This is a genomic window from Pseudomonas sp. H11T01 (assembly GCF_048515765.1).
Lineage (GTDB): Bacteria > Pseudomonadota > Gammaproteobacteria > Pseudomonadales > Pseudomonadaceae > Aquipseudomonas.
The window spans coordinates 391,458-415,595 of sequence record NZ_JBLYED010000001.1; the positions used below are offsets into that span (position 1 = coordinate 391,458).

General features: G+C 56.3%; 24 protein-coding genes. 1 reads left to right on the forward strand and 23 read right to left on the reverse strand.

The window, feature by feature from the left end:
* Positions 1-28: 28 nt before the first annotated feature.
* From ACN1C3_RS01925 to rpmH, 23 genes are all read right to left on the reverse strand, one after another.
* Positions 29-658, reverse strand: a complete 630-nt coding sequence (locus tag ACN1C3_RS01925) for a glutathione S-transferase family protein (RefSeq protein ID WP_419114086.1) — start codon at positions 656-658, stop codon at positions 29-31.
* A 131-nt stretch (positions 659-789) separates the two neighbouring features.
* The gene (locus tag ACN1C3_RS01930) at positions 790-1,692 is read right to left on the reverse strand and encodes a LysR family transcriptional regulator (protein WP_419114087.1); all 903 of its coding nucleotides are present in this window, start codon (positions 1,690-1,692) and stop codon (positions 790-792) included.
* Between the two features lie 101 nt (positions 1,693-1,793).
* Positions 1,794-3,626 (reverse strand): glutamine--fructose-6-phosphate transaminase (isomerizing), encoded by a 1,833-nt coding sequence (glmS, locus tag ACN1C3_RS01935; protein ID WP_419114088.1) that lies wholly within the window; start codon positions 3,624-3,626, stop codon positions 1,794-1,796.
* Between the two features lies 1 nt (position 3,627).
* On the reverse strand, positions 3,628-4,404 hold the full coding sequence (locus tag ACN1C3_RS01940) for a DeoR/GlpR family DNA-binding transcription regulator (RefSeq protein ID WP_419114089.1): 777 nt from the start codon (positions 4,402-4,404) through the stop codon (positions 3,628-3,630).
* A gap of 225 nt (positions 4,405-4,629) precedes the next feature.
* Positions 4,630-5,997 carry a bifunctional UDP-N-acetylglucosamine diphosphorylase/glucosamine-1-phosphate N-acetyltransferase GlmU gene (gene glmU, locus ACN1C3_RS01945; RefSeq protein ID WP_419114090.1) on the reverse strand — a complete coding sequence of 456 codons (1,368 nt, stop codon included), beginning with the start codon at positions 5,995-5,997 and terminating at the stop codon, positions 4,630-4,632.
* 115 nt (positions 5,998-6,112) lie between these two features.
* Positions 6,113-6,538, reverse strand: a complete 426-nt coding sequence (locus ACN1C3_RS01950; protein ID WP_419114091.1) for a F0F1 ATP synthase subunit epsilon — start codon at positions 6,536-6,538, stop codon at positions 6,113-6,115.
* A 44-nt stretch (positions 6,539-6,582) separates the two neighbouring features.
* Positions 6,583-7,959, reverse strand: a complete 1,377-nt coding sequence (gene atpD / locus ACN1C3_RS01955) for a F0F1 ATP synthase subunit beta (protein WP_419114092.1) — start codon at positions 7,957-7,959, stop codon at positions 6,583-6,585.
* Positions 7,960-7,986: 27 nt separating this feature from the next.
* Positions 7,987-8,847 (reverse strand): F0F1 ATP synthase subunit gamma, encoded by an 861-nt coding sequence (gene atpG / locus ACN1C3_RS01960; protein WP_419114093.1) that lies wholly within the window; start codon positions 8,845-8,847, stop codon positions 7,987-7,989.
* Between the two features lie 50 nt (positions 8,848-8,897).
* On the reverse strand, positions 8,898-10,442 hold the full coding sequence (gene atpA / locus ACN1C3_RS01965; protein WP_419114094.1) for a F0F1 ATP synthase subunit alpha: 1,545 nt from the start codon (positions 10,440-10,442) through the stop codon (positions 8,898-8,900).
* Positions 10,443-10,463: 21 nt separating this feature from the next.
* Positions 10,464-11,000, reverse strand: coding sequence for a F0F1 ATP synthase subunit delta (locus ACN1C3_RS01970; protein WP_419114095.1), 537 nt, complete (start codon positions 10,998-11,000; stop codon positions 10,464-10,466).
* A 12-nt stretch (positions 11,001-11,012) separates the two neighbouring features.
* Positions 11,013-11,483: a F0F1 ATP synthase subunit B gene (locus ACN1C3_RS01975; protein WP_419114096.1), complete on the reverse strand. Its 471-nt coding sequence runs from the start codon at positions 11,481-11,483 to the stop codon at positions 11,013-11,015.
* Positions 11,484-11,540: 57 nt separating this feature from the next.
* The gene (atpE, locus tag ACN1C3_RS01980) at positions 11,541-11,798 is read right to left on the reverse strand and encodes a F0F1 ATP synthase subunit C (protein WP_002555987.1); all 258 of its coding nucleotides are present in this window, start codon (positions 11,796-11,798) and stop codon (positions 11,541-11,543) included.
* Between the two features lie 133 nt (positions 11,799-11,931).
* Complete coding sequence (gene atpB, locus ACN1C3_RS01985) at positions 11,932-12,801, reverse strand: F0F1 ATP synthase subunit A (RefSeq protein WP_419114097.1); 870 nt, start codon at positions 12,799-12,801, stop codon at positions 11,932-11,934.
* A gap of 16 nt (positions 12,802-12,817) precedes the next feature.
* Positions 12,818-13,225 (reverse strand): F0F1 ATP synthase subunit I, encoded by a 408-nt coding sequence (locus tag ACN1C3_RS01990; RefSeq protein WP_419114098.1) that lies wholly within the window; start codon positions 13,223-13,225, stop codon positions 12,818-12,820.
* 147 nt (positions 13,226-13,372) lie between these two features.
* Positions 13,373-14,245, reverse strand: a complete 873-nt coding sequence (locus ACN1C3_RS01995; RefSeq protein WP_419114099.1) for a ParB/RepB/Spo0J family partition protein — start codon at positions 14,243-14,245, stop codon at positions 13,373-13,375.
* Between the two features lie 9 nt (positions 14,246-14,254).
* Positions 14,255-15,052 carry a ParA family protein gene (locus ACN1C3_RS02000; protein ID WP_419114100.1) on the reverse strand — a complete coding sequence of 266 codons (798 nt, stop codon included), beginning with the start codon at positions 15,050-15,052 and terminating at the stop codon, positions 14,255-14,257.
* Positions 15,053-15,070: 18 nt separating this feature from the next.
* Positions 15,071-15,715, reverse strand: a complete 645-nt coding sequence (gene rsmG / locus ACN1C3_RS02005; RefSeq protein WP_419114101.1) for a 16S rRNA (guanine(527)-N(7))-methyltransferase RsmG — start codon at positions 15,713-15,715, stop codon at positions 15,071-15,073.
* Positions 15,712-17,604 carry a tRNA uridine-5-carboxymethylaminomethyl(34) synthesis enzyme MnmG gene (gene mnmG / locus ACN1C3_RS02010; protein WP_419114102.1) on the reverse strand — a complete coding sequence of 631 codons (1,893 nt, stop codon included), beginning with the start codon at positions 17,602-17,604 and terminating at the stop codon, positions 15,712-15,714. The genes rsmG and mnmG overlap by 4 nt, the downstream gene beginning before the upstream one ends.
* Positions 17,605-18,130: 526 nt before the next feature.
* Positions 18,131-19,501: a tRNA uridine-5-carboxymethylaminomethyl(34) synthesis GTPase MnmE gene (gene mnmE, locus ACN1C3_RS02015; RefSeq protein ID WP_419114103.1), complete on the reverse strand. Its 1,371-nt coding sequence runs from the start codon at positions 19,499-19,501 to the stop codon at positions 18,131-18,133.
* A gap of 79 nt (positions 19,502-19,580) precedes the next feature.
* On the reverse strand, positions 19,581-21,263 hold the full coding sequence (gene yidC, locus ACN1C3_RS02020) for a membrane protein insertase YidC (RefSeq protein ID WP_419114104.1): 1,683 nt from the start codon (positions 21,261-21,263) through the stop codon (positions 19,581-19,583).
* Between the two features lie 2 nt (positions 21,264-21,265).
* Positions 21,266-21,511, reverse strand: coding sequence for a membrane protein insertion efficiency factor YidD (gene yidD / locus ACN1C3_RS02025; protein ID WP_074872215.1), 246 nt, complete (start codon positions 21,509-21,511; stop codon positions 21,266-21,268).
* Positions 21,504-21,905, reverse strand: coding sequence for a ribonuclease P protein component (gene rnpA, locus ACN1C3_RS02030; protein WP_208492426.1), 402 nt, complete (start codon positions 21,903-21,905; stop codon positions 21,504-21,506). Before rnpA ends, yidD begins: the two co-directional genes overlap by 8 nt.
* Positions 21,906-21,921: 16 nt before the next feature.
* Positions 21,922-22,056, reverse strand: coding sequence for a 50S ribosomal protein L34 (rpmH, locus tag ACN1C3_RS02035; protein WP_003213577.1), 135 nt, complete (start codon positions 22,054-22,056; stop codon positions 21,922-21,924).
* 565 nt (positions 22,057-22,621) lie between these two features.
* Here rpmH and dnaA point away from each other — a divergent pair.
* Positions 22,622-24,136, forward strand: coding sequence for a chromosomal replication initiator protein DnaA (dnaA, locus tag ACN1C3_RS02040; protein WP_419114105.1), 1,515 nt, complete (start codon positions 22,622-22,624; stop codon positions 24,134-24,136).
* Positions 24,137-24,138: the final 2 nt, after the last annotated feature.

Here is a 24,138-nt window from a genome sequence, read left to right on the forward strand (position 1 = left end):
AGCCTGGCTGGGCCGGGGTTCGCTCATATCAGGCAGTTTGCAAGCCGGCCACCGTGCGCGGCATACCGACAAAACCGGGCAAGGCTTCGATGCGCGCCAGCCAGGCCCGTACATTGGCATAGTCGGCCAGCGACACATTGCCTTCCGGTGCATGGGCGATATAGCTGTAGGCGGCGACATCAGCGATGGTCGGTTCATTGCCCGCCAGGTAAGGAGTGTGGGCCAATTCCTGATCGATCACTTTAAGCAGGCTATGGGAATTAGCGATGACCTCTTCAGCGTTATACGGCGCACCAAACACGGTGATCAGCCGAGCCCTGGCGGGCCCCGAAGCAATCTGCCCCGCCGCGACCGACAACCAGCGCTGGACCTTGGCAGCACCGACCGGGTCCGCCGGCAGCCAGCGGCCTTTGCCGTATTTCTGCGCCAGGTACACCAGAATCGCATTGGAGTCGGCCAGCACCACACCTTGATCATCGATGACCGGAACTTGACCAAATGAATTCAGGGCGAGGAAATCCGCCTGCTTGTGAGCGCCCTTGACCAGATCGACGAACACCAGTTCGGTGGGCAGTTCGAGCAGCGAGAGCATCAGCTCGACTCGGTGGGCATGACCGGAGCGCGGGAAGTTATAGAGTTTGATGGCGTGCTGGGACATGGTGGACTCCGCGGGGGTAATCGCGCAGTTCAGGAGAGATCCGCGCCGATGGGCGCTATCCTCCACTTTCGATGAAAACAACAGAATAGCCAGAAAACACAATCAATTATTTCATCAGGTGCAATAAAGCATCAGACCTGCAACGCTGGATGCTCGCGAAGCGCCTTCACTGCAAAATCCACGAAGCTGCGCACCCGCGCCGGCGCCTTGCGCCCACCCTGATACACCACATGAATCGGCAACGGCGGCAGTTCAAAATCCTGAAGAACGATTTCCAGCTCGCCTGCAGAAACCTTGCTGGCGACCTGATAAGACAGCACCCGGGTCAGCCCCCAACCCAGACAAGCAGCCGTGATTGCCGCTTGATTCGCGTTGACCACCAAACGCGGTTCCGGACGGACGCTCAGCGCTGTTCCGGCCTCTACAAACTGCCAGCTCCTGACCTGCCCGATGGACGAGGTAGCAACAATCCGTGCCTGACACAGGTCATCAGGATGCCGAGGTCGACCATGGCTTGCGAGGTAACCGGGAGACCCACAGATCACTCGTCGCACCTCACCCACCTGGATCGCGTGTTGGTTGCTGTCCGGCAATTCACCGATGCGCACAGCGACATCAATCCCCTCCTCGACCATGCTCACCACACGGTCGAGGAGCACAGCATTGATGCTGACCTCGGGGAATTGATCCAGATAACCGACCATCACCGGCGTCACGAACAACTCGCCGAACAACACCGGCGCAGTGACCGTCAGCTGCCCACGGGGCTGGGCATGGCTGCCAGCTGCCGAGGCTTCGGCCTCCTGGATTTCGGCCAGGATGCGCCGACAGTCTTCCAGATATCGCTGACCAGCCTCACTCAGGTGAACGCTACGGGTAGTGCGCGTCAGCAACTGTGTGCCGATGCGCTTTTCCAGTGCTGCGACCGCCCGTGTGACGCTCGCAGCCGACATGCTCAAACGCCGCGCCGCAGCAGAAAACCCCTGCTCTTGCGCCACGGCGAGGAACACCTGCATTTCCTGAAACCTGTCCATGGGCCAACCTTTATGATGCCGTTCAGTTAAGTATTGGGCCCCCTTTTGGGGGCATCCTGATGCTTAACTGACCGACATCAGGATACCCGCCTGTGGATAACTCACTCCACCGTTACAGATTTTGCCAGGTTGCGCGGCTGGTCGACGTCCGTGCCTTTGAGCACCGCGACGTAGTAGGACAGCAGTTGCAGCGGGATGGTGTAGAGGATTGGCGACAAGGTGTCGTGGATGTGCGGCATGTTGATAACGTGGGTGCCTTCGCCATTGGTCATGCCAGCCTGTACGTCGGCAAAGACAATCAGCTCACCACCGCGGGCGCGCACTTCTTGCAGGTTGGATTTGAGTTTCTCCAACAGCTCGTTGTTCGGCGCCACGGTAACCACCGGCATATCGTTGTCGACCAGCGCCAATGGGCCGTGCTTCAACTCACCAGCCGGATAGGCTTCGGCATGGATGTAAGAAATTTCCTTGAGCTTGAGGGCGCCTTCCATCGCCACCGGGAATTGTGCGCCACGGCCGAGGAACAGCGTGTGGTGCTTCTCGGCGAACAGCTCGGCGGTTTTCTCGATGATGCTGTCCATGGCCAAGGCTTCGCCCAAGCGGGTCGGCAAGCGACGCAGTTCTTCGACCAATTCGGCTTCCACGCCCTTGGCCAACGTACCGCGCACTTGGCCCAGGGACAGGGTCAGCAACAGCAGCCCAACCAACTGAGTGGTGAAGGCTTTGGTCGAGGCCACGCCAATTTCGCGACCGGCCTGGGTCAGCAGGGTCAGATCGGACTCACGCACCAACGAGCTGATGCCAACGTTGCAAATCGCCAGGCTGGCAAGGAAGCCCAACTCTTTGGCATTGCGCAACGCAGCCAGGGTGTCGGCAGTTTCGCCGGACTGCGAGATGGTCACGAACAGGGTGTCCGGCTGCACCACCACTTTGCGGTAGCGGAACTCACTGGCGACTTCGACCTGGCACGGAATCCCGGCCAGTTCTTCTAACCAGTAACGGGCAACCATGCCGGCGTGATAGCTGGTGCCACACGCAACGATCTGCACGTTGCGGACTTTGGCGAACAGTTCCGCCGCTTGTGGGCCGAAGGCCTGGACCAGCACCTGATTCTGGCTGAGGCGGCCTTCCAGAGTGCGCTGCACTACGGAAGGTTGCTCGTGGATTTCCTTGAGCATGAAGTGGCGAAACACACCCTTTTCGGCGGCTTCGGCACCATCACGGTATTGCACGGCTTCGCGTTCGACCGACTGACCGTTGATGTCCCAGATCTGCACGCTGTCGCGATGGATCTCGGCGATGTCGCCCTCCTCCAGGTACATGAAACGGTCGGTGACCTGACGCAACGCCAACTGATCGGAAGCCAGGAAATTCTCGCCCAGACCCAGGCCGATCACCAGCGGGCTGCCGCTACGTGCGGCTACCAAACGATCAGGTTGCTTGGCACTGACTACCGCCAGGCCATAAGCGCCGTGCAGTTCTTTAACGGTGGCTTTGAGTGCCGCGGTCAAATCACGAAGATCTTTGAGTTTGTGGTTGAGCAGGTGGGCGATGACTTCGGTGTCAGTGTCCGAGGTGAACACATAACCCAGCGCTTTCAATTGCTCACGCAGGGCTTCATGGTTCTCGATGATGCCGTTGTGCACCACCGCCAAATCACCGGAAAAATGCGGGTGAGCATTGCGTTCGCACGGCGCGCCGTGAGTCGCCCAGCGGGTGTGGGCAATACCGAGACGACCCGCCAGAGGCTCACCGGCCAGGGCTTGTTCCAGTTCGCTGACCTTGCCCGGGCGTCGAACGCGCTCAAGCTTGCCGGCATTACTGAAAACCGCCACACCCGCGCTGTCGTAGCCGCGATATTCCAGGCGCTTGAGGCCTTCGAGCAAAATGGCGGTGATATTCCGTTCAGCGACCGCGCCAACAATTCCACACATGCTATTTCTCCTGGCTGACTGCCGCGCAAATCAAGTTGATGCCGCGGGCCTGAATGTGTTCGCGTGCCTCGAACGGCAGGCGATCATCGGTAATAAGGGTATGGACGCTGCTCCATGGCAGTTCCAGATTGGGGATCTTGCGGCCGATCTTGTCGGCCTCGACCATCACGATCACTTCACGCGCCACTTCCGCCATCACCCGGCTGAGACCGAGCAGTTCGTTGAAGGTGGTGGTGCCGCGAATCAGATCAATGCCATCGGCACCGATGAACAGCTGGTCGAAATCATAAGAGCGTAGTACCTGCTCGGCGACCTGACCCTGGAAAGACTCTGAATGCGGATCCCAGGTTCCACCGGTCATCAACAGCACCGGTTCGTGCTCCAACTCGCTCAAGGCATTGGCAACGTGCAGGGAGTTGGTCATCACCACCAGACCTGGTTGTTGGCCGAGCTCAGGGATCATCGCGGCGGTGGTGCTGCCGCTGTCGATGATAATCCGCGCATGTTCGCGAATCCGCGTAACGGCGGCGCGAGCAATGGCCTGCTTGAACTTCGAGACGGGCTGGCCGATATCGCTGACCAACTCTTGGGGCATGGTGATCGCACCACCGTAGCGGCGCAGTAACAGACCATTGCTCTCGAGCGCGGCCAGATCCTTGCGAATCGTGACTTCCGAGGTTTCGAAACGTTTGGCCAACTCATCCACACTGACTTCGCCCTGTTCATTGAGCAACGCGAGGATGTTGTGGCGACGTTGTGGTGTATTTCGTTTCGACATGGGCTGATAAGTTTCGTTTCGAAAGATAACGAAGGCAATCAAAACCTATCTGAAGAAAATCGTCAAGTTTGTGGATAAAAAATATCTGTGGGTAACTCATAAAAAGATCGCAGCCTGCGGCAGCTCCTACGCGATTTTAGTTCACCCGAGAGTGTGGATAAATTCGGTCCGTGTAGGAGCTGCTGCAGGCTGCGATCTTTAGCGGCCTTCAGGCCTGTGGATAACTCAGTCCTTCTTGATTTTCACCGGACGCTTCCATCCGTCGACATTCCGCTGACGGCCACGGGCAATTGCTAGTTGAGACTTATCCACATTTTGATTGATGGTCGAGCCGGCAGCAGTCGTTGCACCATCAGAGATATCCACAGGCGCCACCAACGAGTTGTTGGAACCAATGAACACGTCTTCGCCCAACACAGTCTTCCACTTGTTGGCACCATCGTAGTTGCACGTGATGGTGCCAGCACCAATATTGGTGCGCGCGCCGATCTCTGCGTCACCCAGATAGGTCAAATGGCCAGCCTTCGCGCCTTCGCCAAGGTGGGCATTCTTCAGTTCGACAAAGTTACCCACATGGGCGCGGGCTTCCAGCACAGTCCCCGGACGCAGACGAGCAAACGGGCCGGCATCACTGCCCTCGCCCAAAACTGCACCTTCGATATGACTGTTGGCCTTGATCACCACACCTTTGCGCAAGGTGCTGTCCTTGATCACGCAGTTCGGACCGATGACCACGTCATCTTCAATGATCACCCGGCCTTCGAGAATCACGTTGATGTCGATCAGCACATCACGGCCGACACTGACCTCACCACGCACATCAAAGCGCGCCGGGTCACGCAAGGTCACGCCCAGCGCCATCAAGCGGCGGCCTTCACGCAATTGGTAGTGACGTTCCAGCTCAGCGAGCTGCTTGCGGTCATTGGCGCCCTGCACTTCCATGGCGTCGTGGGGTTGCTCGGTGGCGACGACCAGACCGTCCTTGACGGCCATCTCGATTACATCCGTCAGGTAGTACTCACCCTGGACGTTGTTGTTCGACAAGCGGCCCAGCCAATCGGCCAAACGTGCGCCAGGCACCGCAAGAATTCCGGTGTTGCCTTCACAGATGGCCTTCTCGGCATCAGAGGCATCCTTGTGTTCGACGATGGCAGCGACTTTACCGTCAGCATCGCGGACGATCCGACCATAACCGGTAGGGTCGGCCAGGGTTACGGTCAACAGACCGAGTTGTTCAGGGCTGACCTTCTTTAGTAGACGCTGGAGTGTTTCAACTTCAATCAGCGGCACATCACCGTAAAGGATCAGTACGTTTTCAGCGGTCAGAAACGGTAATGCCTGAGCCACGGCGTGACCCGTGCCGAGTTGCTTGTCCTGCAATACGAAATTCAGATCGTCTGCAGCCAGACGTTCACGCACCACTTCGGCCCCATGACCGATCACCACGTGAATGCGCTGTGGATCAAGTTTCCGGGCGCTGTGGATAACATGACCGAGCATGGAGTTGCCCGCGACCGGGTGAAGAACTTTCGGCAGTGCCGAACGCATGCGAGTGCCTTGACCTGCAGCGAGAATAACGATTTCAAGAGACATGACTGGCTACCAATCCTGGGTGGTCAGCGGCTGCGACCAAAAAGAGAATTGCGGAAAAAGAAAAAGGGTAGCCGAGGCTACCCTTTTTAATCAATCACACATAAAAGCTTGCGGCTTAACCGCCGAACTTCTTGCGGATCTGCTGGACGGTGCGCAGCTGAGCTGCAGCCTCGGCCAGACGTGCGGCAGCGGAACCGTAGTCGAACTCGGCGCCTCTTTCATGCAAGGCCTTCTCAGCAGCCTTGACGGCTTCCTGAGCGGAGGCTTCGTCCAGGTCGGCAGCACGTTGCACGGTGTCGGCAAGAACCTTGACCATGTTCGGCTGAACCTCGAGGTAACCACCGGAGATGTAAAACACCTCGGCTTCCCCACCCTGCTTGATCAAGCGGATCGGACCTGGCTTGAGTTCAGTAATCAGCGGAGCGTGACCTAGAGCGATACCAAGATCACCCAGGCTGCCGTGTGCGACCACCATCTCGACCAGACCGGAGAAGATTTCTCCTTCCGCGCTGACGATATCGCAATGGACTGTCATAGCCATCTGCTTGCCTCAACCTGATTAGCGCCTGTTTCCAGGCGCCTGGATTACAGTTTTTTGGCTTTCTCGATCGCTTCTTCGATGCTGCCGACCATGTAGAACGCTTGTTCTGGCAGGTGGTCGTAGTCACCGTTGAGGATGCCTTTGAAGCCAGCAATGGTGTCTTTCAGGGAAACGTATTTACCCGAAGCACCGGTGAAGACTTCAGCCACGAAGAACGGTTGCGACAAGAAGCGCTGGATCTTACGAGCACGGTTTACCAACTGCTTGTCGGCTTCCGACAGCTCGTCCATACCCAGGATCGCAATGATGTCCTTCAGCTCTTTGTAGCGCTGCAGCACGTACTGAACGCCGCGAGCGGTGTCGTAGTGCTCCTGGCCGATCACGTTCGGGTCCAGCTGGCGCGAAGTCGAGTCCAGTGGATCGACCGCTGGGTAGATACCCAGGGAGGCGATGTCACGGGACAGTACGACGGTGGCGTCCAAGTGGGCGAAGGTGGTCGCTGGCGACGGGTCGGTCAAGTCGTCCGCAGGTACGTATACCGCTTGGATCGAGGTGATCGAACCTTCCTTGGTAGAAGTGATGCGCTCTTGCAGCACGCCCATCTCTTCGGCCAGGGTCGGCTGGTAACCTACTGCCGAAGGCATACGGCCCAGCAGTGCGGATACTTCAGTACCGGCCAGGGTGTAACGATAGATGTTGTCGACGAACAGCAGAACGTCGTTACCTTCGTCACGGAACTTCTCGGCCATGGTCAGGCCAGTCAGTGCAACGCGCAGACGGTTACCCGGCGGCTCGTTCATCTGACCGTAAACCAGTGCCACTTTGTCCAGAACGTTGGAGTCCTTCATCTCGTGGTAGAAGTCGTTACCCTCACGGGTACGCTCACCCACACCGGCGAACACGGAATAACCGCTGTGCTCGATGGCGATGTTACGGATCAGTTCCATCATGTTTACGGTTTTGCCTACACCGGCACCACCGAACAGACCGACTTTACCGCCCTTGGCGAACGGGCAAACCAGGTCGATAACCTTGATACCGGTTTCCAGCAGGTCGTTGCCGCCAGCTTGTTCAGCGAAGGATGGCGCAGGACGGTGAATGCCCCAGCGCTCTTCGGTGTCAATCGGGCCCGCTTCGTCGATCGGGTTGCCCAGAACGTCCATGATCCGGCCCAGAGTCGCTTTACCGACCGGTACGGAGATGGCTGCGCCGGAGTCGATAACGTCCAGACCGCGCTTCAAGCCTTCGGTGGAACCCATCGCAATGGTACGAACTACGCCGTCGCCCAGCTGTTGCTGAACTTCCAGGGTAGTTTCCGCGCCTTGTACTTTCAGCGCGTTGTAGATGCTCGGTACGCTGTCGCGTGGAAATTCCACGTCGATAACGGCGCCGATGATTTGAACGATACGTCCGCTACTCATAGCTGGATCCTCTGAATATTTGAACCGTTAAACCGCGGCAGCGCCGCCGACGATTTCCGAGATCTCTTGGGTGATCGCAGCCTGACGCGCCTTGTTGTAGATCAGCTGCAAATCGCTGATCAAATCACCGGCGTTGTCGGTAGCGTTCTTCATCGCGATCATCCGCGCTGCTTGTTCAGCTGCGTTGTTCTCGACCACCGCCTGGTACACCTGCGACTCCACGTAACGAACCATCAAGCCGTCAAGCAGCTCTTTGGCGTCCGGTTCATAGAGATAGTCCCAGTGGTGCTTGAGTTCTTTGTCCGGGGTTGCCACCAGCGGAATCAACTGTTCCACCGTAGGCTGTTGCGTCATGGTGTTGATGAACTTGTTGGACACCACGGACAGGCGGTCAATACGGCCGTCCAGGTAGGCATCCAGCATCACTTTGACGCTGCCGATCAGATCATTGATCGACGGCTCTTCACCCAGGTGGCTGATAGCTGCTACGACGTTACCGCCGAAGTTGCGGAAGAAAGCCGCACCCTTGCTACCAACAACACACAGATCGATCTCGACGCCGTTTTCGCGGTTTACCGCCATGTCCTTGACCAGGGCCTTGAACAGGTTGGTGTTCAAGCCACCACACAGACCACGGTCACTGCTCACCACAACGTAACCGACGCGCTTGATTTCACGGTCGATCATGAATGGGTGGCGATATTCCGGGTTGGCGTTGGCCAGATGGCCAATAACCTGGCGGATGCGCTCCGCATAAGGACGGCTAGCAGCCATGCGCATTTGTGCCTTGCGCATTTTACTGACCGCCACTTTTTCCATGGCGCTGGTAATCTTTTGCGTGCTTTTGATGCTCGCAATCTTACTGCGAATCTCTTTTGCGCCTGCCATGTAACACCTATCAGGTTAGCAAGCGGGAGCCTTGCGGCTCCCGCTGCGGCTTACCAGGTTTGGGTGGCCTTGAACTTCTCGATACCGGCTTTCATGCCAGCGTCGATTTCGTCATTGAAGTCACCCTTCACGTTGATCTTCGCCATCAAATCGGCGTGATCGCGGTTGAAGAAAGCAATCAGCGCTTGTTCAAAGCTGCCGACCTTGGCGATTTCGACGTCAGTCAGGAACCCACGCTCAGCGGCATACAGCGACAACGCCATGTCAGCGATCGACATTGGGGCGTATTGCTTCTGCTTCATCAGCTCGGTAACGCGCTGACCATGCTCAAGTTGCTTACGGGTCGCTTCGTCCAGGTCAGACGCGAACTGAGCGAATGCCGCCAGTTCACGGTACTGAGCCAGAGCGGTACGGATACCACCGGAAAGCTTCTTGATGATCTTGGTCTGAGCGGCACCACCCACACGGGATACCGAAACACCGGCGTTCACAGCAGGACGGATCCCGGAGTTGAACATGGCCGATTCCAGGAAGATCTGACCGTCGGTGATGGAAATCACGTTGGTCGGAACGAACGCGGAAACGTCGCCAGCCTGGGTTTCAATGATTGGCAGAGCGGTCAAGGAACCGGTCTTGCCAGTCACGGCACCGTTGGTGAACTTCTCTACGTATTCTTCCGAAACGCGGGATGCGCGCTCCAGCAGACGGGAGTGGAGATAGAACACGTCGCCTGGGTAAGCTTCACGGCCTGGTGGACGGCGCAGCAGCAGGGAAATCTGGCGGTAGGCCACTGCTTGCTTGGACAGATCGTCATAAACGATCAGCGCGTCTTCACCGCGGTCGCGGAAGTATTCGCCCATGGTGCAACCGGAGTACGGTGCCAGGAATTGCAGCGCAGGAGATTCGGAAGCACTGGCAGCCACGATGATGGTGTTTGCCAGGGCGCCGTTTTCTTCCAGCTTGCGAACCACGTTGGCGATGGTCGATTGTTTCTGACCGATTGCTACGTAGACGCAGAAGATGCCGCTGTTTTTCTGGTTGATGATCGCGTCGATCGCCAGAGCGGTTTTACCGATCTGACGGTCACCGATGATCAGCTCACGCTGGCCACGGCCGACAGGGATCATGGCATCGACAGCCTTGTAGCCAGTCTGTACAGGCTGGTCTACCGACTTACGCCAGATCACGCCTGGAGCAACTTTCTCGACCGCATCGGTCTCGGTGTTGTTCAGCGGACCTTTGCCGTCAACTGGGTTACCCAGTGCGTCGACTACGCGACCCAGCAGTTCCTTACCGACCGGAACTTCGAGGATGCGGCCAGTGCACTTGGCGCTCATGCCTTCAGCCAGAGACTGATAGGAGCCCAATACAACGGCACCTACAGAGTCTTGCTCCAGGTTGAGGGCCATACCGAAGACGCCGCCCGGAAACTCGATCATCTCGCCGTACATGACGTCGGCCAGACCGTGAATCCGCACGATACCGTCAGATACGCTGACGACAGTGCCTTCGTTACGGGCTTGAGAGGTCACATCGAGCTTGTCGATGCGGCCCTTGATAATTTCACTTATTTCGGAAGGATTGAGTTGCTGCATTGCTCTGCTGCCCCTTCAAACTCAAGATTTCAATGCTTCGGCAAGGTTCGCGAGTTTGCCGCGAACCGAGCCATCGATAACCAGGTCGCCGGCGCGAATGACAATGCCCCCAATAAGGGATTTGTCTTCCGCAACTTGCAGGCGCACTTCCCGGTCGAGTCGTGCACTGAGAACCTTGGCGAGTTTGTCTTGCTGTTCTTGGTTCAATGCGAAAGCACTGGTGACTTCAACATCTACCGATTTCTCTTGTTCGGCCTTGTACAGGTCAAACAGAGCGGCGATCTCCGGCAGAAGCGGGAGACGGTCGTTTTCGGCAACGACGTGGATGAAGTTCTGCACTTTCACATCAAACTTGTCGCCGCACACGTCGATAAACGTGGCGGCCTTATTTGCGCTCGTCAGACGCGGGGCCTTGAGCACGCGCTGCATAGTGTCGTCTTGCGACACTGCTGCAGCCAGGCCGAGCATGGCTGACCAAGAGGCCAGCTGCTGGTGGGCCTGGGCGTGCTCGAAGGCTGCCTTAGCGTAAGGTCGGGCCAACGTGGTCAATTCTGCCATGATCGCCCTCGCTTAAATTTCAGCAGCCAGTTTATTAACCAGCTCCGCGTGCGCGTTTTGATCGATTGTGGAGCCCAGGATCTTCTCTGCGCCGCTGACTGCCAGGCGACCCAATTGGGCGCGCAGCGCGTCTTTGACGCCGTTCAGTTCCTGTTCGATCTCGGCCTGAGCCTGGACCTTCACACGGTCAGCGTCGATACGGGCTTTTTCAACAGCCTCTTCAACGATCTGGTTACCGCGTTTCTTGGCTTGCTCAATGATTTCGGCTGCCTGAGCTTTCGCATCGCGCAGTTGATGACCCGCTTTCTCTTGGGCCAACTCCAGGTCGCGAGCTGCTCGGCTGGCAGCGTCCAGTCCATCCGCGATCTTCTTCTGACGTTCGTGCAAAGCCGCGATGACCGGAGGCCACACGAACTTCATGCAAAACAGTACAAAAATGAAGAACGCAACGGACTGGCCAATCAGGGTTGCATTAATGTTCACGCCAACACCTCGCTCGTTCGTTGTCCATCACCCTAATCAACTCGAAAATTCGAGTGATTAGCCAGCGAGTTGACCAACGAAGGGGTTCGCGAAGGTGAAGAACAGAGCGATACCAACGCCGATCATGGTTACGGCGTCGAGCAGGCCGGCAACGATGAACATTTTGACTTGCAGCATTGGAACCATTTCTGGCTGACGCGCTGCGCCTTCCAGGAACTTGCCGCCCAACAGGCCGAAACCAATTGCGGTACCCAGTGCGCCCAGGCCGATCAACAGTGCAACAGCGATAGCGGTTAGACCAACTACAGTTTCCATCTTTCCTCCCGACTTTTACGTCGTATGGTTTAGGTTTTTTAGATTTTAAAGCGGTAAAACAAATCGTTTCATAGCCCTGTTCGGGCACCCTCTCGTTTGACCGAGAGGGACATCAGACTAGTCGAGACTGGTCTTAATGGTTCTCTTCGTGCGCCATCGACAGGTAGACAATGCTCAGCATCATGAAGATAAACGCTTGCAGGGTGATGATCAGGATGTGGAATACAGCCCACGCCCATTGCAGCACCACGCCCAGGCCGCTGAGCCAGAGCAGGCCGCTGCCGAACATTACAGCGATCAGGATGAACACCAGCTCGCCAGCGTACATGTTGCCGAACAGACGCAGTGCCAGAGAGATTGGTTTGGCAACCAGCGTCACGAATTCAAGCAGGAAGTTCACCGGAATCAGCAGGGCTTGAAGGAAAATATTCTTGCTGCCGAACGGGTGCAGGGTCAGTTCGCCGATAAAACCGCCAATGCCCTTGACCTTGATGCTATAGAAAATGATCAACGCAAACACCGACAGGGACATGCCCAGCGTCGCGTTCGGGTCAGTGGTTGCTACAGCGCGGAAGACCAGATGGTGGTCACCGGAAATCATTGCAGCCAGTTTAGGAATCCAGTCGACCGGTACCAGGTCGATAGCGTTCATCAGGAATACCCAGACAAAAATCGTCAGGGCCAATGGCGCGATCAACGGATTACGGCCGTGAAAGGTGTCTTTCACACTGCCGTCGACGAACTCGATCAGAACTTCAACGAAGTTTTGCAAAGCACCTGGCTGACCGGAAGTCGCCTTCTTCGCCGCCATGCGGAAAATCAGGACGAAAATCAGACCCAAAGCCACAGACCAGCCGAGAGTATCGACGTGGAATGCCCAGAAGCCCATTGCTTTGGCTTCTGCTGCGGTGTGGGCAAAGCCCCAGCCGCCAGTGGGTAATTGACCGAAGGTCAAGTTCTGCAAGTGGTGCTGGATATAGCCCGAAGCGGTTTCTGCTGCCATGGTTGCCTCAAACGCCCTAAGGTCTCGAAAGTCTTGTTTTCATAAGCAGGGGTGCGAACCAGCTGACCAGTTGGGTCAGCACGAAGACGCCAAATACAGCTAGCGGCGCCAATGGCTTCACACCTGCAAACGTCAGTGCAAACAGCACTGCCGTCAAAATCAGTTTGCCCGCCTCGCCGGCATAAAAAGACCGGACGATAGCTTGAGCTGCCCGGGCGCCGGAAAACCGAAATGCCCTGTGAGCGAAATACGCATTGGGCAGCAAGGCTATCAGTCCTCCGCAGAGTCCTGAGTATCCGGCTACGACTCCATGCCAGTACCAGAGCGCCAAAGCGGCCAGTACCAATACGATAAATTGAGCCAGTAACACAGGAAAAACTGCCAGGCGATGGAACGGCAAGCGGTTTGGCGTGCGGCTTTCCATCGTTATTGCTCCCCAATGATCGGCTGCCAGAACTCAGTAACTTGGCATAATTTGTGCCGACAAAATGCGCGCAGAGTATAGGGGCGGTTCTGCCCCTATTCAACTGCCAGGTAGTGATTTCTAACTACTGCTACATATGGAAGTGTTTCAGCGGATGTGTGCGAGAACGCCTTGCAACTCGTCGAGCGAGTTATAGCCAATGACCAACTGCCCTTTACCCTTCTTACCGTGGCGGATCTGCACCGCAGAGCCCAGGCGCTCGGCCAGACGCTGTTCGAGACGGGCGATATCCGGGTCTGGTTTGACCGGTTCAGCAGGCTCTTGTTTACCACTCAACCACTGGCGAACCAGTGCTTCAGTCTGGCGTACAGTCAGCCCCCGTGCGACAACGTGTCGCGCCCCTTCGACCTGTTGATTTTCTGGCAAACCGAGCAATGCACGAGCATGACCCATTTCCAGGTCACCGTGGGACAACATGGTCTTGATCACTTCAGGCAAAGCGATCAGGCGCAGCAAGTTGGCTACGGTCACGCGGGACTTACCCACCGCCTCGGCCACTTGTTGCTGAGTCAGCTGGAACTCCTGCTGCAAGCGCTGCAGGGCGACCGCTTCCTCGATAGGGTTAAGGTCTTCTCGCTGGATGTTCTCAATCAGTGCCATGGCGATGGCGGTTTCATCCGGCACATCGCGGACCATCGCCGGAATGGTTTCCTGGCCAGCTTGCTGGCTGGCACGCCAACGGCGTTCGCCGGCAATGATTTCAAAGCGACCACCACCGATGGGGCGAACCACAATCGGCTGCATCACGCCCTGGGCCTTGATCGACTGAGCCAGTTCTTCCAGCGCCTGAGGGTCCATGTCCCGACGCGGCTGGTACTTGCCACGTTGAATCAGGTCCAGCGGCAGGTGCTGAAGCTCACGCTGATCAACCTGCACCGCCAACTCTTCCAGCGAGCTGACAGTGGGACCACTCAGCAGTGCATCCAGTCCACGTCCGAGACCTCGTTTCTTGACGGCCATGGGGATTCCTTAAGTTGCCTGAGCAGCGGCGGTGCGTGAATTTTTGCGTTGACGACGAACCATCTCGCCCGCCAATGCCAGATAGGCAATAGCGCCCCGCGATGATTTGTCGTAAGCCAACGCCGGCATGCCATAACTTGGTGCTTCGGCCAGTCGGATGTTGCGCGGAATCACGGTGTCATACAGCTGCTCGCCGAAGTGTTCCTTGAGTTGCGCCGAAACGTCGTTCATTAGACTCAGCCGCGGGTCATACATGGTCCGCAGCAGGCCTTCGATTTTCAGGTTCGGGTTCAGCAGTTCGGCGATGCGCTTGATGTTATCCACAAGGTCACTCAGACCTTCGAGTGCAAAGTACTCGCATTGCATGGGGATAATTACACCATCTGCCGCAACCAACGCGTTGAGCGTGAGCATCGACAGCGACGGCGGGCAGTCGATCAAAATGTAATCATAATTTTCGCGGATCGGCGCCAAAGCGCTGCGCAGACGGCTTTCTTTCATCTGCATTTCCAGCAGAACGACTTCAGCCGCCGTCAGATCGCGGTTGGCCGGCAGCAACTGGTAACCACCGTGCTCGGAGAAATGCATGGCCTGGGCCAAATCGCATTCGCCGATCAACAGGTCGTAGACCGAATTTTCCAGGCCGTGTTTATCCACACCGCTACCCATGGTGGCGTTGCCCTGTGGATCGAGATCGATCAACAGCACCCGGCGCTTGGTAGCGACCAGCGATGCTGCGAGGTTGATACAGGTGGTGGTCTTGCCCACACCGCCCTTTTGGTTCGCTATCGCGAATACCTTAGCCATTCTTGCTTGTGTTCCCAATCATGCCGTGCGGCGCAGTATCAGCAGATGGCGTTGGCCTTGGCAACCGGGTACGGCCAAGGCGTGTTCGCTATCGAGGTGGAAGTCTGCCGGCAATGCTACCAGCTCATCAGCAGGATGAACGCCCTTCATTGCCAGCCAACGGGTATCGCGGTCGCCAAGGTGGCGGGTCCAGTTGCTGAAATTCTCCATGCTGCTGAATGCCCGGGACACAATCCCGTTGAATGGCTGCTCAGGCTGGAAGGCTTCGACGCGGCTGTGGATAACTTGCAGGTTGTCCAGTTTGAGTTCGAGTTTGACCTGGGTCAGGAAGCGGGTTTTCTTGCCGTTGCTGTCCAGAACCGTCACTTGCGAGTCGGGAAACAGGATCGCCAAAGGAATACCCGGCATGCCACCGCCACTGCCAACATCCAGCCACCGTCCATTCTCGATGAAGGACATGACACTCAAACTGTCAAGCAGATGCCGCGAGACCATTTCGTCTGGATCGCGCACTGCCGTGAGGTTGTAAGCCTTGTTCCATTTTATCAACAGAGCCAGATAAGCCAGCAATTGCGCATGCTGGCTTTCCGTCAGAGTGACACCGAGCTGGCGAGCACCTGTGGATAACTCTTCGGCGTGTTGCGAGGTGACCAACGAACTCAAGCGCTTTGCTCCAACTGACGGCCCGCGCCGCGTTTTTTCAAATGAATCATCAACAGAGAAATCGCTGCCGGGGTGACGCCGGGGATACGTGACGCCTGGCCCAAAGTTTCTGGACGGGTCGCACCGAGCTTGCTCTGAATCTCTTTCGAGAGTCCGGAGATGTTCGTGTAATCGATATCCACAGGCAATTTGGTGTCTTCACTGGCCCGCAGACGAGCAATCTCGTCCTGCTGACGATCGATGTAGCCGGCGTACTTGGTCTTGATCTCGACTTGTTCGGCGACTTGCGGATCTTCGGCGCCGTCGCCAGTGATCGCAATCAAACCAGCGTAGTCGATTTCCGGACGGGTCAGCAGGTTCAACAGGTTGTATTCGTGAGTCAGTGGCGTGCCGAATTTTTCAGCAATCGCGTCGCCCTGCTCGGTGCCGGGGCGAACCCAGGTACTTTTCAGGCGCTGTTCTTCCAGGTCAATGCTTTCGCGTTTTTTGCAGAAAGCCGCCCAACGCGTGTCATCCACCAGACCCAACTCGCGACCTTTTTCGGTCAAACGCAGGTCGGCGTTGTCTTCACGCAGGATCAGACGGTATTCGGCACGGGAAGTGAACATCCGGTACGGTTCTTGGGTACCTAGGGTAATCAGGTCGTCGACCAACACCCCGATGTACGCCTCATCCCGACGCGGACACCAGCTGTCTTTGCCTTGCGCACGCAATGCGGCGTTGGCTCCGGCCAGCAAACCCTGGGCTCCGGCTTCTTCGTAACCGGTGGTGCCGTTGATTTGTCCGGCAAAGAACAAGCCGCCAATCACCTTGGTTTCCAGGCTGTATTTCAGATCACGCGGATCGAAGTAATCGTATTCGATGGCATAGCCAGGACGAACGATGTGTGCGTTTTCCATCCCGCGAATCGACTGCACAATCTGGATTTGCACGTCGAACGGCAAGGATGTGGATATCCCGTTCGGGTACAGCTCGTGAGTCGTCAGGCCTTCCGGTTCGATGAAGACCTGATGGCTTTCCTTGTCGGCAAAGCGATGGATTTTGTCTTCGATCGACGGGCAATAACGCGGGCCGATGCCTTCGATTACCCCGGAATACATCGGCGAACGATCAAGGTTCGCGGCAATGATTTCGTGGGTTCGGGCATTGGTGTGGGTAATCCAGCAACTGACCTGAGGTGGGTGCTGTTCCTTGGAGCCAAGGAACGACATCACCGGAATCGGTGTATCGCCCGGTTGCTCGGTCATTACCGAGAAATCCACAGATCGCCCATCGATACGCGGTGGAGTACCGGTTTTCAGGCGACCAACCCGTAAAGGTAATTCGCGCAGACGCTGTGCCAGAGCAATCGAGGGTGGATCACCCGCACGGCCGCCGGAATAGTTCTGCATCCCAATGTGGATAAGTCCACCCAGGAAGGTCCCGGTGGTCAACACCACCGAGTCGGCAAGAATTCGCAGACCCATCTGAGTCACAACGCCGCGGACTTGATCCTGTTCAACGATCAGGTCATCGCAGGCTTGTTGAAATATCCACAGGTTGGGCTGGTTCTCGAGAATCTCGCGGACAGCCGCTTTGTATAAAACCCGGTCGGCCTGAGCACGCGTAGCGCGCACGGCTGGGCCTTTGCGGCTGTTCAATACGCGAAATTGAATACCACCTTTATCGGTAGCCATGGCCATCGCGCCGCCAAGGGCATCGATTTCTTTGACCAGATGGCTTTTACCAATCCCGCCAATCGCGGGGTTGCAGCTCATTTGCCCGAGGGTTTCCACGTTATGCGTAAGCAGCAGGGTTTTTGCCCCCATGCGTGCTGACGCAAGTGCAGCCTCGGTACCGGCATGACCGCCGCCGATGACGATCACTTCAAAACGGGAAGGGAAATCCACCACGCACCTCGTGCCTGCTTCTATGGGTTATTCGGATAGACCGGCAAGTATAGGGACTTCGACCTTCTTAAAGAACCCTTTGCACAAAATTTAACCAGCTGTGGATGAATCACAGATAATAGAAATTAAAAGAGAGAGATTTATTAAATCTTTGTTTTTATGTTTATTTCTACTGAGACTGTTTTCTGTGGATAGATTGATACAAGCCTTTATTTACAATGTGTACAGCGATTCAAAAGTCTGTGGTTAGGTGCCAAGGAGGCCCTTGGATAACCGGTGTAAGCCTGTGGGTAAAAGTGGTGGTTATCCACAAGGGCGGTTTTCCTCAGTTTTCAGGCCCTGTTATCAACTGAGCCTAAGGGCAGTTATTCACAGGGCTTAATCCACAGAAAAGAGGTTATCGAGACGAATCGCGCCCACGAAAAAGCCGCCGAAGAGGAAAAATTCCACTCAGCCGTTCAGAAAGGGGGTCAGTGAGAAGGACGACAGACAGGCGCCGATGGCCTGTCTGTGGAGAAAAGAGGCGTTATTTGCCGATGCAGAAGCTGGAAAAGATACGGCCAAGCAGATCATCGGAACTGAATGCACCGGTAATCTCCCCCAAAGACTGCTGCGCCTGACGCAAATCTTCGGCCAGCAGCTCACCAGCACCGGCAAGGGTCAATTGCGCGTGACCGTGCTCGAGTGAGGTACTCGCATGGCGCAGGGCTTCCAGGTGTCGTCTGCGAGCACTGAAGCTACTTTCCGAGGTCTGCTCATAGCCCATGCAGGCTTTGAGGTGATCACGCAGCAACTCCAGGCCTTCGCCGGCGGATTTTGCGCTTAGGCTGATAGTCACATGGCCATCCTCACTGACTTCCAGTGCAATCGCCTCACCGGTCAGGTCTGCCTTATTGCGGATCAAGGTTACTTTTGCCGGATCCGGGCGCTGCTCCAGGAACTCTGGCCACAGCGAGAACGGATCAAGGGCTTCAGGAGCCGTGGCGTCAACCACCAGCAAGATCCGATCAGCCTCACCAATAGCCTTGAGCGCTCGCTCGACGCCAATCTTCTCGACCTGATCATCGGTATCGCGCAACCCGGCGGTGTCGACCACATGCAGCGGCATGCCATCGATGTGGATATGTTCGCGGAGGATATCCCGTGTGGTCCCGGCAATTTCCGTGACAATCGCCGCTTCGCGCCCGGCCAGCGCATTGAGCAGGCTGGACTTGCCGGCATTTGGCCGACCGGCGATCACGACTGTCATACCATCACGAAGCAAAGCACCCTGCCCGGCTTCACGCAGCACAGTGGATAACTCGTCTCGCACGGTATCGAGCATTTTCAGTACATGGCCATCGGCGAGGAAGTCGATTTCCTCTTCCGGAAAGTCGATCGCCGCCTCGACGTAGATCCGCAGGCTAATGAGTTGCTCGGTCAGGCTATGCACACGCTGCGAAAACGCGCCTTGCAGCGAACGCAAAGCATTACGCGCCGCCTGTGTAGAACTGGCTTCAATCAGGTCAGCGATGGCTTCGGCCTGGGCCAGATCGAGTTTATCGTTGAGAAATGCTCGCTCGCTGAACTCCCCCGGACGCGCCAGCCGACAGCCTAATTGCAGGCAGCGCTGCAGCAGCATGTCGAGCACGATCGGACCACCGTGGCCCTGAAGTTCAAGCACGTCTTCGCCCGTAAATGAGTTCGGCCCCGGGAAATACAGAGCAATTCCCTCATCGAGGACTTCGTTTTGCTCACTGAGGAACGGGCCGTAATGCGCAAAACGCGGTTTCAGTTCTCGGCCGCTGAAAGCTTTCGCGGCGATGCTTGCGAGAGGCCCGGAGATGCGGACGATGCCCACACCACCACGACCCTGAGCGGTAGCGACGGCGGCGATGGTTTCACGAGGGACGCTCATAACCCAATATCCAGACAAAAGTGACAGATAGCAAAACGCCCCACTAGGGGGCGTTTTGAGTGGTTATCAACAGAGTAAGTTACGCAGCGGCTTTTTTGGTAGCAGCTTCGATCTTACGGGTGATGTACCACTGTTGCGTGATCGACAGGCAGTTGTTGACCACCCAGTACAGCACCAGACCAGCCGGGAACCACAGGAAGAAGAAGGTGAAGATGATAGGCATCAGCTTCATCACCTTGGCCTGCATCGGATCCGGAGGAGTCGGGTTCAACTGCTGCTGGATGAACATGGTTGCACCCATGATGATCGGCAGAATGAAGAACGGATCCTTGATCGACAGGTCAGTAATCCACAGCATGAATGGTGCCTGACGCATTTCCACGCTTTCCAGGAGAACCCAGTACAGCGAGAGGAAAACCGGCATTTGAACAAGAATCGGCAAGCATCCACCCAGAGGGTTGATCTTCTCTTTCTTGTACAACTCCATCATCGACTGCGACATTTTCTGCCGGTCATCGCCATGCTGCTCTTTCAGAGCCGCAAGTTTCGGCGCTACTGCACGCATGCGAGCCATAGATTTGTAACTGGCTGCCGACAGCGGGAAGAAGAGCCCTTTGATCAGCATGGTCAGGAAGATGATCGACCAGCCCCAGTTACCGACCAGCGCGTGGATATGTTGCAGCAACCAGAAAATCGGTTGAGCAATGAACCACAGAATGCCGTAGTCGACGGTCAGTTCCAGACCTGGGGACAACTCTTTCAGGACAGCCTGACTTTTCGGACCCGCGTACAGCGTAGCGGTCGTTTCAGCCTTGGCACCAGGCGCAACGGTCAACGCCGGGCCGGTGTAACCAATGATGTAGTTGCCTTTGCTGTCTTTACGGGTCTGGACGATATTGCTTTCGCCCTTCGCCGGAATCCACGCAGTCACGAAGTAGTGTTGCAACCAAGCAACCCAGCCACCTTGAACAGTTTCTTTCAGCGCAGCCTTGTCCATGTCCTTCATCGACACTTTCTTGTACGGCTCGGAACTTGTCCACAGGGCAGCGCCCAGGTAAGTCGCGGTGCCGGTAGCAGTGCTGGAAGAAGGATCGGAGCTGTTGTCACGTTTCAATTGCGCGAACATTGCACCGGACCAAGGCTGAGCGCTCTGGTTGTCGATGATGTACGAAACACCTACATCGTACAGACCACGCTTCAAGGTGAAGCGCTTGATGTAATTGACGCCGCCGGCGCTGTACTTCAGGTCGACGACCAGCTGGTCCTGACCATCAGCCAGTTGATAAGTCTTCTTCTCGGACGAGAATACCGGGCGACCCGATGGACTAGCGTCCGGACCGTTGGTGCCGATCAGACCGCTTTGCGCCAGATAGGTCCGCTCGCCGCCGTTATCGAACAGCTGGAACGGAATTTCCGGGTGATCCTGACGACGTGGATAAAGCGGCAGCTTCAGCTGGGCGATATCACCACCTTGTGGATCGATAGCCAGATCGAGCACATCCGTTTTGATCTGGATGAGATCTTTGCTTGCAGCCACTGGAGCTTCGGCTGGTGCACTGGTATCGCTTGCCGCGCGTGGAATGTCGTCACTGACGGAGGCGTTATTACCAGTCGCCGTTTCCGGTAGGCCCGGTGCGGTAGTACTGGCGGCAACATTCTGAGTCGGCAGGGCAGCCTGACCATAGTCCTGGTTCCATTTAAGAACCATAACGTAGGACACGATTGCCAGGGCGACGATCAGGATCGTGCGTTTAATATCCATGATTACTCGGCCATCGAAGAAGAACGGGAGGTAGGGATAGATGGAACCGGGTCATAACCACCGGGATTCCACGGATGACAGCGACCTAAACGACGAAAGGCCAGCCAGCCACCGCGCAGAAGGCCATGATTTTCTATGGCTTCATACGCGTAGCAGGAACAACTGGGGTAGAAACGACAGTGACTGGCCATCAGAGGACTAATGGCATAGCGGTAAAACTGGATCGGAACGAGCGCCAGTTTACGCATCGGGACTGTCTACCCCTACAGTTTCGGTTTTGACTGCTGGTACCGGCTTGCTACGTGCCAGACGCTTCCAGAGTTTGCCGAAATGCTGAATCAATTCGGGGTTTTCTACGTCACCCAAACCTTTGCGCGCGACGATAACGATGTCCCAACCGACCAGAGAATCCTGGTGGAGGCGAAACGATTCGCGCATCAGACGTTTGAGGCGATTGCGCTCAACGGAGAGCTTTACGCTCTTCTTGCCGATCACTAACCCCAGACGGGGGTGATCGAGATCGTTGTTACGTGCAAGGAGCAGGAGATTTTTCCCCGGAACCTTGCCGGTGGGGGAGTCAAAGACTGCCTTGAAATGCCGGGGTGTAAGCAGACGCTTTTCCCGACTGAAGTCCTGACTCACCACCAGTACCGGATTATCAAACTGCCAGACGCGCACGACCTTTGGCGCGGCGACGCGACAGGACTGCACGGCCGTTTTTGGTAGCCATGCGAGCACGGAAGCCGTGAGTACGGGCGCGTTTGATGGTGCTTGGTTGGAAAGTACGTTTCATGTCGTGTTACCTGGTTCGTCCACAACGGGCCGGAATGGCCCCCGTTTTAAGAGACCGGCGATTCTAGAGAAAGCAAGCCTCTAGGTCAATTTCCAACCAGCTTTTCCTTCAATTAGATATCTGAGGGGTTCTGCCGTCTGACAGAGGACGACTAGATATAAAAATAAAGAAGGGAATTATTTAAAGCTCTTCTGTAAAGCTTATAAAAGCTAGGGACACCATCTTCTGTGGATAAGTACCTTTAGCCCTTATACAACGTGATGTACAGAGAATGACAACCATGGTGAGAAACGGTGTTCTGCCTGTGCTGCGCTATCGGATAAGCTGTGTGTGAAATGACGTGTTATCCACAGGAAGGTTATCCACCGGGTTTACCCCCCACTTGTACAACGAGCTTAAGTGGGCTTATCCACAGAGCTTATCCACATACCATTGGTCGTGTTTTTTTAGGTTAAGGCGTTGATTCTTCATGCCCTGTCAGCAACCTACATGTGGATAAGTGTGCGTCTGGTCGCTACAATGGCGGCTGTTTTTGCCTCACCGGCTTTCAACTTAGGGGATATCCGTGTCAGTGGAACTTTGGCAGCAGTGCGTGGAGCTTCTGCGCGATGAGCTGCCTGCCCAGCAATTCAACACCTGGATCCGTCCACTACAGGTCGAAGCCGAAGGCGACGAGTTGCGTGTCTACGCACCGAATCGTTTTGTTCTCGATTGGGTCAACGAAAAGTATCTGGGTCGCGTGCTCGAATTGCTCGATGAGCATGGCAATGGCCTGGCGCCTGCGCTTTCCTTATTAATAGGAAGCAAACGCAGCTCGGCACCTCGTGCTGCACCTAATGCACCTTTGGCTGCTGCGGCTTCTCAAGCACAGGCCGCTGCGGCACCTGTGGCTGATGCCCCTGCGCCGACAGCGACCGCCAAACGGGCTACGCAAAAGGTTGTCCAGGTCAGCGAAGAACCTTCTCGTGACAGCTTCGACCCAATGGCCGGCGCCAGCTCGCAACAAGCCCCAGTACGCTCCGAACAGCGCACCGTGCAGGTTGAGGGCGCGCTCAAGCACACCAGTTACCTGAACCGCACCTTCACCTTCGAGAACTTCGTCGAAGGTAAGTCCAACCAATTGGCCCGGGCTGCGGCCTGGCAGGTTGCGGACAATCCCAAGCATGGGTACAACCCACTCTTCCTTTATGGTGGGGTTGGTCTGGGTAAAACTCACTTGATGCACGCTGTGGGTAACCATCTATTAAAGAAGAACCCGAATGCCAAGGTCGTGTACCTGCATTCCGAGCGCTTCGTCGCGGACATGGTTAAAGCGTTGCAGCTCAACGCGATCAACGAGTTCAAACGTTTCTACCGATCGGTCGATGCGCTGCTGATCGATGACATCCAGTTCTTCGCCCGCAAGGAACGTTCCCAGGAAGAGTTTTTCCACACGTTCAACGCACTGCTTGAAGGTGGCCAGCAGGTCATTCTCACCAGTGACCGGTACCCTAAAGAAATTGAAGGTCTTGAAGAGCGCTTGAAGTCGCGCTTCGGCTGGGGTCTGACGGTTGCCGTAGAGCCGCCGGAACTGGAAACCCGCGTTGCGATTCTGATGAAGAAAGCAGATCAGGCCAAAGTCGATCTGCCCCATGACGCTGCGTTCTTTATTGCCCAGCGTATTCGCTCCAACGTGCGTGAGCTGGAAGGTGCACTCAAACGTGTTATCGCCCACTCACACTTCATGGGCCGTGACATCACCATCGAGCTGATTCGCGAATCCCTGAAGGACTTGCTGGCGCTGCAAGATAAACTGGTCTCTGTGGATAACATTCAGCGCACGGTCGCCGAGTACTACAAGATCAAGATTTCCGACCTGTTGTCCAAGCGCCGTTCGCGCTCGGTCGCACGTCCACGCCAGGTAGCGATGGCATTGTCCAAAGAGCTGACCAACCACAGCCTGCCGGAAATCGGCGATGTGTTTGGCGGCCGAGATCACACTACGGTCTTGCACGCATGCCGCAAGATCAACGAGCTTAAGGAATCCGACGCGGACATCCGCGAGGACTACAAGAACCTGCTGCGTACACTGACCACTTGATG

What these genes read in the sequence shown, in the direction of transcription:
- mnmE (WP_419114103.1), bottom strand. Translation starts at nt 19,501, where the DNA reads ATGAGCGTCCCTCGTGAAACCATCGCCGCCGTCGCTACCGCTCAGGGT.
- ACN1C3_RS01940 (WP_419114089.1), bottom strand. Translation starts at nt 4,404, where the DNA reads ATGTCGAAACGAAATACACCACAACGTCGCCACAACATCCTCGCGTTG.
- atpB (WP_419114097.1), bottom strand. Translation starts at nt 12,801, where the DNA reads ATGGCAGCAGAAACCGCTTCGGGCTATATCCAGCACCACTTGCAGAAC.
- ACN1C3_RS01925 (WP_419114086.1), bottom strand. Translation starts at nt 658, where the DNA reads ATGTCCCAGCACGCCATCAAACTCTATAACTTCCCGCGCTCCGGTCAT.
- atpE (WP_002555987.1), bottom strand. Translation starts at nt 11,798, where the DNA reads ATGGAAACTGTAGTTGGTCTAACCGCTATCGCTGTTGCACTGTTGATC.
- ACN1C3_RS02000 (WP_419114100.1), bottom strand. Translation starts at nt 15,052, where the DNA reads ATGGCTAAGGTATTCGCGATAGCGAACCAAAAGGGCGGTGTGGGCAAG.
- glmU (WP_419114090.1), bottom strand. Translation starts at nt 5,997, where the DNA reads ATGTCTCTTGAAATCGTTATTCTCGCTGCAGGTCAAGGCACTCGCATG.
- ACN1C3_RS01950 (WP_419114091.1), bottom strand. Translation starts at nt 6,538, where the DNA reads ATGGCTATGACAGTCCATTGCGATATCGTCAGCGCGGAAGGAGAAATC.
- ACN1C3_RS01995 (WP_419114099.1), bottom strand. Translation starts at nt 14,245, where the DNA reads ATGGCCGTCAAGAAACGAGGTCTCGGACGTGGACTGGATGCACTGCTG.
- yidD (WP_074872215.1), bottom strand. Translation starts at nt 21,511, where the DNA reads ATGCGTAAACTGGCGCTCGTTCCGATCCAGTTTTACCGCTATGCCATT.
- glmS (WP_419114088.1), bottom strand. Translation starts at nt 3,626, where the DNA reads ATGTGTGGAATTGTTGGCGCGGTCGCTGAACGGAATATCACCGCCATT.
- ACN1C3_RS01970 (WP_419114095.1), bottom strand. Translation starts at nt 11,000, where the DNA reads ATGGCAGAATTGACCACGTTGGCCCGACCTTACGCTAAGGCAGCCTTC.
- ACN1C3_RS01990 (WP_419114098.1), bottom strand. Translation starts at nt 13,225, where the DNA reads ATGGAAAGCCGCACGCCAAACCGCTTGCCGTTCCATCGCCTGGCAGTT.
- atpG (WP_419114093.1), bottom strand. Translation starts at nt 8,847, where the DNA reads ATGGCAGGCGCAAAAGAGATTCGCAGTAAGATTGCGAGCATCAAAAGC.
- rpmH (WP_003213577.1), bottom strand. Translation starts at nt 22,056, where the DNA reads ATGAAACGTACTTTCCAACCAAGCACCATCAAACGCGCCCGTACTCAC.
- atpD (WP_419114092.1), bottom strand. Translation starts at nt 7,959, where the DNA reads ATGAGTAGCGGACGTATCGTTCAAATCATCGGCGCCGTTATCGACGTG.
- yidC (WP_419114104.1), bottom strand. Translation starts at nt 21,263, where the DNA reads ATGGATATTAAACGCACGATCCTGATCGTCGCCCTGGCAATCGTGTCC.
- ACN1C3_RS01930 (WP_419114087.1), bottom strand. Translation starts at nt 1,692, where the DNA reads ATGGACAGGTTTCAGGAAATGCAGGTGTTCCTCGCCGTGGCGCAAGAG.
- atpA (WP_419114094.1), bottom strand. Translation starts at nt 10,442, where the DNA reads ATGCAGCAACTCAATCCTTCCGAAATAAGTGAAATTATCAAGGGCCGC.